General features: G+C 63.9%; 11 protein-coding genes and 1 rRNA gene. 3 read left to right on the forward strand and 9 right to left on the reverse strand.

What is annotated here, in order from left to right; genetic code table 11:
* The first annotated feature begins 16 nt into the window (after nt 1–16).
* From phoB to GJV37_RS29365, 3 genes are all read left to right on the forward strand, one after another.
* Nucleotides 17–706, forward strand: a complete 690-nt coding sequence (gene phoB, locus GJV37_RS29355; protein WP_024762043.1) for a phosphate regulon transcriptional regulator PhoB — start codon at nt 17–19, stop codon at nt 704–706.
* A 39-nt stretch (nt 707–745) separates the two neighbouring features.
* Complete coding sequence (gene phoR / locus GJV37_RS29360; RefSeq protein WP_193453263.1) at nt 746–2,050, forward strand: phosphate regulon sensor histidine kinase PhoR; 1,305 nt, start codon at nt 746–748, stop codon at nt 2,048–2,050.
* Nucleotides 2,051–2,142: 92 nt separating this feature from the next.
* Nucleotides 2,143–3,483, forward strand: a complete 1,341-nt coding sequence (locus GJV37_RS29365) for a hemolysin family protein (RefSeq protein WP_038803560.1) — start codon at nt 2,143–2,145, stop codon at nt 3,481–3,483.
* Nucleotides 3,484–3,616: 133 nt separating this feature from the next.
* On the opposite strand, the gene GJV37_RS29370 is transcribed toward GJV37_RS29365, so the two are convergent.
* From GJV37_RS29370 to rrf, 9 genes are all read right to left on the reverse strand, one after another.
* Entirely contained in the window at nt 3,617–4,516 is a 900-nt protein-coding gene (locus tag GJV37_RS29370; protein ID WP_193453264.1) for a peptidoglycan DD-metalloendopeptidase family protein, read from the reverse strand.
* A gap of 123 nt (nt 4,517–4,639) precedes the next feature.
* Entirely contained in the window at nt 4,640–5,533 is an 894-nt protein-coding gene (locus GJV37_RS29375; RefSeq protein WP_193453265.1) for a response regulator, read from the reverse strand.
* Between the two features lie 133 nt (nt 5,534–5,666).
* Complete coding sequence (gene phoU, locus GJV37_RS29380; RefSeq protein WP_037011757.1) at nt 5,667–6,410, reverse strand: phosphate signaling complex protein PhoU; 744 nt, start codon at nt 6,408–6,410, stop codon at nt 5,667–5,669.
* A gap of 109 nt (nt 6,411–6,519) precedes the next feature.
* The gene (gene pstB, locus GJV37_RS29385) at nt 6,520–7,356 is read right to left on the reverse strand and encodes a phosphate ABC transporter ATP-binding protein PstB (protein ID WP_024762037.1); all 837 of its coding nucleotides are present in this window, start codon (nt 7,354–7,356) and stop codon (nt 6,520–6,522) included.
* 52 nt (nt 7,357–7,408) lie between these two features.
* Entirely contained in the window at nt 7,409–9,085 is a 1,677-nt protein-coding gene (gene pstA / locus GJV37_RS29390) for a phosphate ABC transporter permease PstA (protein ID WP_024762036.1), read from the reverse strand.
* A 24-nt stretch (nt 9,086–9,109) separates the two neighbouring features.
* Nucleotides 9,110–11,143 carry an ABC transporter permease subunit gene (locus GJV37_RS29395; protein ID WP_193453270.1) on the reverse strand — a complete coding sequence of 678 codons (2,034 nt, stop codon included), beginning with the start codon at nt 11,141–11,143 and terminating at the stop codon, nt 9,110–9,112.
* A 395-nt stretch (nt 11,144–11,538) separates the two neighbouring features.
* The gene (pstS, locus tag GJV37_RS29400; RefSeq protein WP_024762034.1) at nt 11,539–12,510 is read right to left on the reverse strand and encodes a phosphate ABC transporter substrate-binding protein PstS; all 972 of its coding nucleotides are present in this window, start codon (nt 12,508–12,510) and stop codon (nt 11,539–11,541) included.
* 244 nt (nt 12,511–12,754) lie between these two features.
* Complete coding sequence (locus GJV37_RS29405) at nt 12,755–12,988, reverse strand: hypothetical protein (RefSeq protein ID WP_170859083.1); 234 nt, start codon at nt 12,986–12,988, stop codon at nt 12,755–12,757.
* A 76-nt stretch (nt 12,989–13,064) separates the two neighbouring features.
* Nucleotides 13,065–13,172, reverse strand: a 5S ribosomal RNA gene (gene rrf / locus GJV37_RS29410); the annotation flags it as partial.

Genomic DNA, 13,172 nt, shown 5'->3' on the forward strand with positions numbered 1-13,172 from the left:
ATTCTGAGGCCTCAGCATGGTTGGCAAGACAATCCTCATCGTCGATGACGAAGCTCCGATCCGGGAAATGATCGCCGTGGCCCTGGAGATGGCCGGCTACGAATGTCTGGAGGCCGACAGCGCCCAGACGGCTCACGCGGTGATCGTCGATCGCAAACCGGACCTGATCCTGCTCGACTGGATGCTGCCGGGCACCTCGGGCATCGAACTGGCCCGCCGGCTCAAGCGCGACGAGCTGACCTCGGCCATCCCGATCATCATGCTCACCGCCAAGGGTGAAGAGGACAACAAGATCCAGGGCCTGGAAGTCGGCGCCGACGACTACATCACCAAGCCGTTCTCCCCGCGCGAACTGGTGGCCCGTTTGAAGGCCGTACTGCGTCGTACCGGCGCCGGTGACAGCGAAACGCCGATCGAGGTCGGCGGCCTGCTGCTGGACCCGATCAGCCACCGCGTGACCATCGACGGCAAGCCCGCCGAGATGGGCCCGACCGAATACCGCCTGCTGCAGTTCTTCATGACCCACCAGGAACGCGCCTACACCCGCGGCCAACTGCTGGACCAGGTCTGGGGCGGCAACGTCTACGTCGAGGAACGCACCGTCGACGTGCACATCCGTCGTCTGCGCAAGGCCCTGGGCGAGGTCTACGAAAATCTGGTTCAGACCGTGCGCGGCACCGGGTATCGTTTCTCGACCAAGAGCTGACCCGACTTCTCGTCTGACGGGTACAAGGAACGGAATTTCGTGACCCAGAACTGGAGAGGCGTGCTGATACGCCACCTGCTGTTGGTGGTGGCCGCCGGCTCGCTACTCGGCCTGATCACCGGCCAGTACGGCTGGGCCATCGCCGTGGCGCTGGGCGCCTACCTCGGTTGGTCGACCTGGCAACTGCTGCGCCTGCACAAGTGGCTGAAGCATCACCAGCCCGATGAGGCCCCGCCCGATGGCTACGGCCTGTGGGGCGAGGTATTCGACAGCATCTACCACCTGCAGCGGCGCAACCAGCGGGCCCGTGGGCGCCTGCAGGCGGTGATCGATCGCATGCAGGAATCCACGGCAGCCCTGCGCGACGGCATGATCCTGCTCGACCGCGATGGCAACCTGGAATGGTGGAACCAGTCCGCCGAGCGCCTGCTGGGCCTCAAGAGCCCGCAGGACGGCGGCCAGCCGGTGACCAACCTGGTGCGCCACCCGCGCTTCAAGGAATACTTCGAAGGCGAGGATTACCGCGAGCCGCTGGAGCTTTCCTCGCCGATCAGCGACAACCTGCGCCTGCAGTTCCACATCACCCTGTACGGCGCCGGCGAACACCTGATGCTGGTGCGCGACGTGACCCGTGTCCATCAGCTGGAACAGATGCGCAAGGACTTCGTCGCCAACGTCTCCCACGAACTGCGTACGCCGCTGACAGTGATCGCCGGCTACCTGGAGACGCTGCTGGACAACGTCGAGGACGTGAACCCGCGCTGGACCCGCGCGCTGCAGCAGATGCAGCAGCAGGCCGGGCGCATGCAGAACCTGCTCAACGACCTGCTCCTGCTGGCCAAGCTGGAGGCCACCGACTACCCGGCGGACAACAAGCCGGTGGCAGTGGACCTGATGCTGCTGTCGATCCGCAACGACGCCCAGGCGCTGTCTGGCGCGCGCAACCATCGCATCAGCCTGGAGGCGGATTCGAAGGTGAAGCTCAAGGGCAGCGAGGCCGAACTGCGCAGCGCCTTCTCCAACCTGGTGTTCAACGCGGTGAAGTACACCCCCGACGAGGGCGAGATCCGCATTCGCTGGTGGGCGGACGAACAAGGCGCGCACCTGGCCGTGCAGGACAGCGGCATCGGCATCGATCCCAAGCACCTGCCACGCCTGACCGAGCGCTTCTACCGCGTCGACTCCAGCCGCAACGCCAGTACCGGCGGCACCGGCCTGGGCCTGGCCATCGTCAAGCACGTGTTGCTGCGCCACCGCGGCACCCTGGACATCAGCAGCGTGTCGGGCAAGGGCAGCAGTTTCACCTGCCACTTCCCGACGCAGCAGGTGGAGAGCCGCGCATAACGGTGCCCGACTTCGACTCTGGTATAGACGGGCTTGCCAGCCAGGCCCCACGAACCGCATTCTTGTCCGTCCATTCTTAATCCAACAGAACCATGGACCCTTCCCCTAGTAGCAACTTCCTCACCTATTTCGCCGATTTCGGCCTGATCCTGTTCGCCCTGTTCCTCGTCGTGCTCAACGGCTTCTTCGTGGCCGCCGAGTTCGCCATGGTCAAGCTGCGCTCCACCCGCGTGGAGACCATCGCCAACCAGCACGGCTGGCGCGGTACCATCCTGCGCAAGGTGCACAACCAGCTCGACGCCTACCTTTCCGCCTGCCAGCTGGGCATCACCCTGGCCTCCCTTGGCCTGGGCTGGGTCGGCGAGCCGGCCTTCGCCGAGCTGCTCGAGCCGCTGCTGGCCGCCGTCGGCGTGCACTCCGAGGAAGTCATCCGCGGCGTGTCGTTCTTCACTGCGTTCTTCATCATTTCCTACCTGCACATCGTGGTCGGCGAGCTCGCGCCCAAGTCCTGGGCGATCCGCAAGCCGGAGCTGCTGTCGCTGTGGACGGCGGTACCGCTGTACCTGTTCTACTGGGCGATGTACCCGGCGATCTGGCTGCTCAACGCCAGCGCCAACGCCATCCTGAAGATTGCCGGACAAGGCGAGCCGGGGCCGCATCACGAACACCACTACAGCCGCGATGAGCTCAAGCTGATCCTGCACTCCAGCCGCGCCCACGACCCCAGCGACCAGGGCATGCGCGTATTGGCCTCGGCGGTGGAGCTGGGCGAGCTGGAAGTGGCCGACTGGGCCAACTCCCGCGAGGACCTGGTCTACCTTGAGCGCACTGCGCCGCTGGATGACATCCTCGCCACCATTCGCCGCCACAAGTACAGCCGCTACCCGGTGTACGACAGCGAGAAGAACGAGTTCATCGGCCTGCTGCACATCAAGGATCTGCTGCTGGCCCTGGCCACGCTGGATAGCCTGCCGGAGTCCTTCGATCTCGATGAGCTGACTCATCCGCTGGAAATGGTCACCAAGCACTTGCCGCTGGCGCGTCTGCTGGAGCAGTTCCGCCAGGGCGGCTCGCACTTCGCGCTGGTGGAGGAAGCCGATCACAAGGTGGTCGGCTATCTGACCATGGAGGACGTGCTGGAAGTGCTGGTCGGCGATATCCAGGACGAACACCGCAAGGCCGAGCGCGGCATCGTTGCCTACCAGCCCGGCAAACTGCTGGTGCGTGGCGATACCCCGCTGTTCAAGCTGGAGCGCCTGCTGGGCATCGACCTGGATCACATCGAGGCCGATACCCTCGCCGGCCTGGTCTACGACACGCTCAAGCGCGTGCCGGAAGAAGAGGAAGTGCTGGATACCGAAGGCCTGCGCATCATCGTGAAGAAGATGAAAGGCCCGAGGATCGTCCTCGCCAAGGTGGTGAAGCTGGATTGATTCTCCTGCGCGGAAATGAACAAGGCTGCCCCAGGGCAGCCTTTTTTGTCTGTTCGTAAGAGCGAGCTTGCCCGGCGCCGGCGCTGCTGGCAATTCTGCTCGCGAGCAGGATCGCTCCTGCAGGGAGTGGCCGTCAGTGCTCTCTGACCACCGCGAAATTGGGTAGCGTATCGACTGGCTGGGCAAAGTCGTAGGGAATCGAGACCAGATCCAGCCCGACGTTGCGCTGCACCACGAAATGCAAGTGCGGGCCGCTGCTGTTGCCGGTATTGCCCGATTTGGCCAGCGGCGAGCCGGTAGCTACGCGCTGCCCCTCGCGAACCAGCACCGAGCCCTGCATCAGGTGCAGGTAGACGCCCATGGTGCCGTCATCGTGGAGGATGCGCACGAAGTTGCCCGAGGGGTTCTTGCCGCGCCCGTTCTGCCCGTTCTCGATCTTCACTACCATGCCGCCGCGTGCCGCGACGATCGGCGTGCCCACCGGCATGGCGATATCCATGGCGTAGCGGCCCTTGGGCGTGAAATGGCTGTAGCGGCCGTTGGCACCCTGGGTCAGGCGGAACGGGCCGCCCACCCACGGCAGCGCGTACTGATAGGACAGCGGTACCGGCCGCGGATCACCCAGCGCGTAGCGCAGCTTGGGCTTGAAGCGCAGCGGCTGGTTGGGATCCAGCGCGCTGAGGGTGGCCAGGCGGATCGAACTGCGCGGCGGCAGCACCCAGCGAATCGGCTGCTTCGGAACCCCAACGGCGTTCTGCGCACCGGTCACGCTCAGCTCCACTTCCACCGGCGCGTACAGGTCGTTGCGCACCTGCAGCGTTTCGCCGCCGGCGTGCTTCCTGGTCTCCAACTTCACCTGCTGTTCCAGGTGCTCGACCATGCGATCGCGGAAGACGAAGACGGCCGCACCCGGCACGGCCTTGTCCGTGTAGGTGACCACGCCGTTGGCGTCGGTGTACTTGTAGATGGTCACGGCCGAAGCCGTCCCGGAGGCGGCCAATAGACCGCACAGGAGGATACTGCGCCCTAGCATGTCGACTCTGGTTATAGGTATGGCGACGGTGGCAAGACTAGCAGCGTCGCTCCTGCGTCGCGACCTGCCGCCGGTCGGCCTGTGAAGCAGTACTACCCGCCGGTCGGCGCATTTGTAGCCGGATCAGGCTCCGGGCACGTAGTGCTTCTGGGTGCTGCCTCGGGCGATCAGGCGCGACAGGTAGTCGAGTTTCTGCGGGTCACGGTCGACGAAGCGGAAGGTCAGCTGCAGCCACTCGCTGTCCGGCTTGGGCTCCAGCGCCGCCACGGCATGCAGGTAGCCGTTGAGGCGAGCGACATCGCTGTCTTCCTCCAGGTCCAGTACGGCGCTTTCCAGTACCTGTGGCAGCGGCGTTACGCGCTTCACCACCAACAGCGCCTCCTTGAGGCTCAACGCCTTGATGACGCAGGGCAGGTTCGCCGATGGCAGCCGCAGTTGCCCCTGCTGGCCCTTGGCGCCGCTGCGCGCGGCGGGGGCAGCTGCTGTCGGCGCCGCAGCAGCCGGACTTGGTGCAGCGGGTGCCGCCGCCGGGCGAACGACTTCGGCCTTGCCTCCGGTAAGGGCCGCGAGGGAGTCGTTGGGCAGCGAGCCAACCAGGCTGCGCTGCGGTGCCTGCGCCGCCAGGGCCTCCAGCTTGCCGGCGCGCGACAGCGCCTTCTTCACCTTGCTCACCAGCTGATCGTTGGAGAACGGCTTGCCGATGAAGTCGGAGACGCCGGCCTGGATCGCCTGCACCACATTGTCCTTGTCGCCACGGCTGGTGACCATGATGAAGGGCGTGGTCTTCAGGCTGTCCTGCTCGCGGCACCAGGTGAGCAACTCGATACCGGAGAGCTCGGGCATTTCCCAGTCGCAGAGGATCAGGTCGACCGCTTGGCGCGCAAGGAACTGCTGAGCCTTGCGGCCGTTGACCGCCTCTTCGATCTGCAGGCCAGGGAAATGGTCCCGTAGCCCCTTCTTCACCAGGTCACGGATGAACGGAGCGTCATCCACCACCAGCACACTGACTTTGCCCATCGGCATCTCCCGAAAACGATAGGGCGAAGAATAGCCTTGCCGGGTGGCTACATGCCATTGGTGAGGGACCGCTCGGCCATAAAATGACGAACCCGGCGCGGTGGCCGGGTTCGTTCTGGCACGGGCGTCCGGCTTATTCGGCCTTGTCTGCCTTGCCAGCGGTGCCCTGCACTTCTTCCTTCATGCGGGTCAGGCCCAGGTGGCGCACGTCGGTGCCACGCACCAGGTAGATCACCAGCTCGGCGATATTGCGCGCATGGTCGCCGATGCGCTCCAGCGAACGCAGGGCCCAGATGACGTTGAGCACGCGGGAGATGGCGCGCGGGTCTTCCATCATGTAGGTGACCAGCTCGCGCAGGGCGGTCTTGTATTCGCGGTCGACGGTCTTGTCGTACTGCGCCACCGACAGCGCAAGGTCGGCATCGAAGCGGGCGAAGGCGTCCAGCGCCTCCTGCACCATCTTGCGCACTTGGTTGCCAATGTGGCGTACCTCGACGTAGCCGCGCGGCGACTCGCCTTCCTCGCACAACTGGATGGCGCGACGAGCGATCTTCGAAGCTTCGTCACCGATGCGTTCCAGATCAATCACCGACTTGGAGATGCTGATGATCAGGCGCAGGTCGGAGGCGGCCGGCTGGCGGCGGGCGAGGATGCGCAGGCATTCCTCGTCGATGTTGCGCTCCATCTGGTTGATCTGGTCGTCGATCTCGCGCACCTGCTGGGCCAGGCCGGAATCGGCGTCGATCAGCGCGTTGACCGCATCGTTGACCTGCTTCTCCACCAGGCCACCCATGGCCAGCAGATGGCTGCGCACATCTTCCAGCTCGGCGTTGAACTGCTGCGAGATATGGTGGGTGAGGCTTTCTTTGTTGATCATGCTTTCGCTCCGCGAAATAGCTGCAAGCTGCAAGCTGCAAGCTTCAAGTCAGTCGTTTCCTGGTGTTCTTGCCGCTTGTAGCTTGCGGCTTGAAGCTGGCGCGCAGCGCTTAACCATAACGACCGGTGATGTAGTCTTCCGTCTGCTTCTTGGCCGGGTTGGTGAACAGGGTATCGGTGTCGCCGAACTCGATCAGCTTGCCCATGTACATGAACGCCGTGTAGTCGGAGACGCGCGCGGCCTGCTGCATGTTGTGGGTGACGATGACGATGGTGAACTTGGATTTCAGTTCGTAGATCAGCTCTTCGATCTTCAGGGTGGAGATCGGGTCCAGCGCCGAGCAGGGTTCGTCGAGCAACAGGACTTCCGGCTCCACGGCGATGGTACGGGCGATGACCAGGCGCTGCTGCTGGCCGCCGGAAAGGCCAAGGGCGGACTCGTGCAAGCGGTCCTTCACCTCGTCCCACAGCGCCGCGCCCTTGAGCGCCCACTCGACGGCCTCGTCGAGCACGCGCTTCTTGTTGATGCCCTGGATGCGCAGGCCGTACACCACGTTCTCGTAGATGCTCTTGGGGAACGGGTTGGGCTTCTGGAACACCATGCCGACGCGGCGGCGCAGCTCGGCGACATCGACGTTCTTGGCGAAGATGTTATGGCCGTCCAGGCGGATCTCGCCCTTCACGTTGCAGCCGTCGACCAGATCGTTCATGCGGTTGAAGCAGCGCAGCAGGGTGGACTTGCCGCAGCCGGAAGGGCCGATGAAGGCGGTCACGCGCTGCTTGGGGATGTTCATGCTGACGTCGAACAGCGCCTGTTTCTCGCCGTAGAACAGGCTCAGGCCGGGTACTTCCAGAGCGACGGTCTCGCTTTCCAGGTTCATGCCCTGGCGATCGCCACGGCCGAGTGCGCCGATGTCGATGCCATGGGTTGCGGTTTCATGTTGCATATCCAGTCTCCTTGGGAGGCTTGGCGGCGGGCCTTGCCCGCCGCCTGCAGAATCAGTTTTCCAGCGCCTTGTACTTTTCGCGCAGGCGGTTACGAATGGCGATGGCCGAGAAGTTCAGCAGGGCGATCACCATCACCAGCAGCAGCGCGGTGGCGTATACCAGTGGGCGTGCAGCCTCGACGTTGGGGCTCTGGAAGCCGACGTCATAGATGTGGAAGCCCAGGTGCATGATCTTCTGGTCCAGGTGCACGTAGGGGTAGTTGCCGTCCACCGGCAGCGCCGGAGCCAGCTTCACCACACCCACCAGCATCAGCGGCGCCACTTCGCCGGCGGCGCGGGCCACGGCGAGAATCAGGCCGGTCATCATCGCCGGGCTGGCCATCGGCAGGACCACCTTCCACAGAGTCTCGGCCTTGGTCGCGCCCAGTGCCAGCGAGCCCTCACGGGTGGCCCGCGGGATGCGCGCCAGGCCTTCCTCGGTGGCCACGATTACCACTGGCACCGCGAGGATGGCCAGGGTCAGCGAGGCCCAGAACAGCCCCGGCGTGCCGAAGGTCGGCGCCGGCAACGCTTCGGGGAAGAACATCCGGTCGAGGGAACCGCCCAGCACGTAGACGAAGAAGCCCAGGCCGAACACGCCGTAGACGATCGCCGGAACGCCCGCGAGGTTGTTCACCGCGATGCGGATGATCCGGGTCAGCAGGCCCTGGCGAGCGTACTCACGCAGGTAGACCGCGGCGATCACGCCGAACGGGGTGACGATCACGGCCATCACCAGGGTCATCATCACGGTGCCGAAGATGGCCGGGAAGATACCGCCCTCGGTGTTGGCTTCACGCGGGTCGTCGCTGAGGAATTCCCATAGTTTCTTGAAGTAGAAGCTCAGCTTGGTCGCGACGCCCATCTGGTTCGGCTGATAGGCATGCACCAGCTTGCCGACGCTGATTTCGGTCTGCTGCCCGGTGGCATCGCGCATGACGATGCTGTCGCGGTTGAACTCCTGGTGCAGGCCGTTGAGCTGTTCTTCCAGCACCTTGTACTGGGCGTTCAGCTCGGCGCGGCCAGCGGCGATGTCAGCCTCGGCAGTGGCGTCCAGCTTGTTGTTCAGCTGCAAGCCGCGCTCTTTCAGGCGTAGGCGCTCCAGGCCGTGGTTGATGCCGCCGATGTCCTTCTTCTCCAGCTGATACAGCTTGGTGTAGAGCTCATCGACGCGCTTGAGACGGGTCTGCAGCTCGGCCATGGCGCCCGGACCTTCGGCGACCACCTTGCCGTTTTCTTTCACGCTCAGCAGGTAGCCATAGAAGTTGCCCCACTCGCGGCGCTCCAGGGTCACCAGCTCGGCGGGGTGGTGACGGTCGGTCAGCCACTCGCCGATCACCCAGGAGAAGTCGCTGCCATACAGGTCGCGGTTACCCAGCTTGAGCAGTTCGCGGGTCATGAACTCCGGGCCGTTGTCCGGCACCGGCAGGCCGGCGCCGCGCAGGCGCGCACGCGGCACCTGTTCGATCTGCACTTCTTCGCCGATCAGGGTCTTGGGGGCTTCACCGGGGACGCTGTACGTCGCCTCGATCACGTCCGCCGGCCAGAAGTGGCCAAGACCGCGCACGGCGATCACGGCGAGCAGGCCGATGGTCATGATCACGGCGATGGACACCGCACCCGCGTTCATCCACACCCAGGGAGAACCGCTGGCAAACCACGCTTTGACGGATTCCTGTTTCTGTTTCACGGAACTAGCCTCGTCGGGCGGCGCTTAGAGCGACGCGTATTTCTTGCGCAGGCGCTGACGGATCAGCTCTGCCAGGGTGTTCATCACGAAGGTGAAGGTCAGCAGTACCAGTGCCGAAAGGAACAGCACGCGGTAGTGAGTGCCGCCCACCTCCGACTCGGGCATTTCCACCGCGACGTTCGCCGCCAGCGTGCGCATGCCCTGGAAGATGTTCACATCCATGACCGGGGTGTTGCCGGTGGCCATCAGCACGATCATCGTCTCGCCCACGGCGCGGCCCATGCCGATCATCAGCGCGGAGAAGATGCCCGGGCTGGCGGTCAGGATCACCACGCGGGTCAGCGTCTGCCAGGGCGTGGCGCCCAGGGCCAGGGAGCCGTAGGTCAGGCTGCGCGGCACGCTGAAGATGGCGTCTTCGGCGATGGAGAAGATGTTCGGAATCACCGCGAAGCCCATGGCCAGGCCAACTACCAGGGCGTTGCGCTGGTCGTAGGTGATGCCCAGGTCGTGGCTGATCCACAGGCGCATGTCGCCGCCGAAGAACAGCGTCTCCAGGTGCGGGCTCATCCACAGGGCGAAGGCGCCGGTGGCGAGGACCACGGGGATCAGGATCGCTGCTTCCCAGCCGGCCGGCAGGCTCAGGCGGATGCGCTCGGGCAGTCGGCTCCAGATCAGGCCGGCGGCGAGGATGCCCAAAGGCGTGAGCAGCAGCAGGCTGAAGATGCCCGGCAGGTGGCCTTCGACGTAGGGCGCGAGGAACAGGCCGGCGAAGAAGCCGAGGATCACGGTCGGCAACGCTTCCATCAACTCGATCACCGGCTTGACCTTGCGGCGCATGCCCGGCGCCATGAAGTAAGCGGTGTAGACGGCAGCGGCGATGGCCAGCGGCGCGGCGAGAATCATCGCGTAGAAGGCGGCCTTCAGGGTACCGAAGGTCAGCGGCGACAGGCTCAGCTTGGGCTCGAAGTCGGTGGTCGCGGCAGTGGACTGCCAGACGTAGGACGGCTTGTCGTAGCTCTCGTACCAGACCTTGCCCCACAGCGCACTCCAGGACACTTCCGGGTGCGGGTTGCTCAGGCTGAAGCGGCGCAGTTCGCCACCCTGCTCGACGATCAGACGGTTGGCGCGCGGCGACAGGGCCATCGGGCCGGCGGACGGAGCGACGTTCTCCACCAACAGCGTGCGGTGCGCGGTGCTGTGGAAGATACCCAGGTTGCCTTGCTTGTCGAGGGCCAGGAAGCCCTTGCGGCGCTGCTCCGGGGCGATGCTGGAGATCGGCTGGTCGCCCAGCTTGAAGTCACGTACGTGAGACAGGCGCGGCTCGCCATCTTCATCACGAGCCATGAACCACTGGCCGATGCCGCCCTTGGAGTCGCCGACCATCAGCGAGATGCCACCCAGCAGCTGGCTGCTGGCAGTCACTTCGGCGGAGGCGTCATCCAGCAGCTTGTAGCGGCCGTTGAGCTGGTGGGTATTCAGGTTGAAGACGTCGGCCTGGGCACGGCCATTGAGCACATAGAGCCACTGCTTGCGCGGGTCCATGTAGATGGCTTTCACCGGGTCGGCGATTTGCGGCAGGTTGATGCGCTCTTCCTGCAGGGTGCTTTCGCCGGTCAGCATGTTTTCCTGCTGGGTCAGGCCGAGCAGGAGCATCTCGCTGCCGGTGGACGCGGCCAGCAACAGGCTGTCATCACCCGAGACGATCGCCACGTGCTCCAGCGGACGGCCCTGGGGATCCAGGTTCATCGGAGCTTCGCCATAGGGATAGTCGATCTGCGGGGTGATGGTCTTCTTGTTGTCCGGGTAGGTAACCTTGTAGTTGTGCTTGAACACCAGCACCTGACCATTGGACAGGCCCAGCGCAACGGTCGGATGTCCCGGTTGGTCCTCGGCGATGGAGGTGACGCTGGTACCGGCAGGCAGCTTGAGCGCAACGCGATCCATCTCGTCACCTTTCTTGGCGTCGAAGAACATCACCTCGCCGTTCGCGGCGACACGCATGCCCACCATGTTCTGCTCTTCGATGCTCAGCAGGAGCGGCGCCTGGGCCGTCTTCAGCCAGGCCGGAGCCAGGGGATCACGCGTCTCCAGTTCGGCGCCGCGGAACAGCGGCAGCACGACGTAGGCAAGGTAGAAGAAAATCAGGGTAATGGCAGCCAGCACGGCGAGACCGCCGACCAGGACGTACCAACGGGTCAGTCGATCCTTGAGCGCTCGGATACGGCGCTTGCGCTGCAGGGCAGGCGTATTGAAATCGATCCGCTCGGGGAGAGAAGAAGTCATCGGGGAGTTGGCCATGTCGTTCATGGGGTGACACCCTAGCGGCTCTGTATGACAGAAAGATGACATGGAAGTGACGCGACAAAGCCCACCAGCAGAGCCATGCTGGCGGGCTCGGTCGAGTAAGCGTCAGCCCATGCCGGGCGGGGATCTCCGCCCGGTTTGAAGGCTGATTACAGACCCAGGTCCTTGATCGCTTTTTCGGCGACTTTGGACGGCAGCGGGATGTAGCCGTCTTTCACGACAACCTGCTGGCCAGTCTTGGACAGCACCATCTTCAGGAACTGTGCTTCCAGCGGGTTCAGCGGCTTGTTCGGCGCCTTGTTGACGTAGACGTAGAGGAAGCGCGACAGCGGGTAGGTGCCGTTCAGGGCATTCGCCTCGTTGTCCTCGATGAATTCGCCGCCTTCTTTCTTGGCCAGGGCAACGGTCTTCACGCTAGCGGTCTTGTAACCGATACCGGAGTAGCCAACGCCGTTCAGGGACTGGCTGACCGACTGCACCACGGAAGCCGAACCCGGCTGCTCGTTCACGTTCGGTTTGTAGTCGCCTTTGCACAGGGCTTCTTCCTTGAAGTAACCGTAGGTGCCGGATACGGAGTTACGACCGAACAGCTGCACGGGCTTGTTGGCCCAGTCGCCGGTCAGGCCCAGGTCACCCCAGGTCTTCACTTCCGACTTGCCGCCGCACAGACGGGTGGAGGAGAAGATGGCGTCGACCTGTTGCATGGTCAGGCCTTTGATGGGGTTATCCTTGTGCACGAAGATCGCCAGGGCGTCCACGGCCACCGGAACAGCAGTCGGCTTGTAGCCGTACTTCTGCTCGAAAGCCTGCAGCTCGACGTCCTTCATCTTGCGGCTCATCGGGCCCAGGTTGGCGGTGCCTTCGGTCAGAGCCGGCGGCGCGGTGGAGGAGCCGGCGGCCTGGATCTGCACGTTCACGTTCGGGTACAGGCGCTTGTACTCTTCCGCCCACATGGTCATCAGGTTGGCCAGCGTGTCGGAACCGACGCTCGACAGGTTACCCGACACACCGCTGGCTTTCTGGTAGTCCGGCAGAGCCGGATCGATCGCGGCCACCGCACTGGCGGTGCCTACGCCTGCGGCGACAAAAGTCAGGGCCGCCATCAAACGCTTGAGTTTCATGCCTTGCTCCTTGAGGAGAATGGGGTTGGATGGAACGGGGGCCAGTATCGTCAGGCCGCATGAAGACTCTATGACGCGAATATGACAGTTGGATGAAATGCCATCAGCGCTGCTGAAGAGGTTTTGTAACAGCAAGAATAGCGCCTCCCGAATAGGAGAAATCACGCTGAAATAGCTGTCCTAGAGCGCCTTCTGTTAAACCAACCTGCTCCTGCGCGCGCTGTTCGCAGACTCTTGGTGGGATTCACCCGGCCATGATCATGGCGGAGGTGAAGCACCCCATGCACACCAGATACGGCAGCAGGAGCCACTTATAGATGCCGTGGCGGCGACCGAGGAAGAAGCCAAAGCCGGGGATGATCAATGCAAGCAGCGCGGTTGGCCCCGCTCGCGAGAGCAACAGGAAGAAGGCAAGCAACTGGCCGACGCTGAGACTCAGAACGCCCAGCAGAATGAGGGTTGAGATCAACGTTTCCATGTCGGGTGGAGTCCTTTTTCAGGCGCAAAAGCAAAACCCCCGGCCAGCGAAGCTGACCAGGGGTCTTGGGATAGGAGCTTGACGATGACCTACTCTCACATGGAGAAACTCCACACTACCATCGGCGATGCGTCGTTTCACTACTGAGTTCGGGATGGGATCAGGTGGTTCCAACGCTCTATGG

Source organism: Pseudomonas nitroreducens (assembly GCF_010994165.1).
GTDB lineage: Bacteria > Pseudomonadota > Gammaproteobacteria > Pseudomonadales > Pseudomonadaceae > Pseudomonas > Pseudomonas nitroreducens.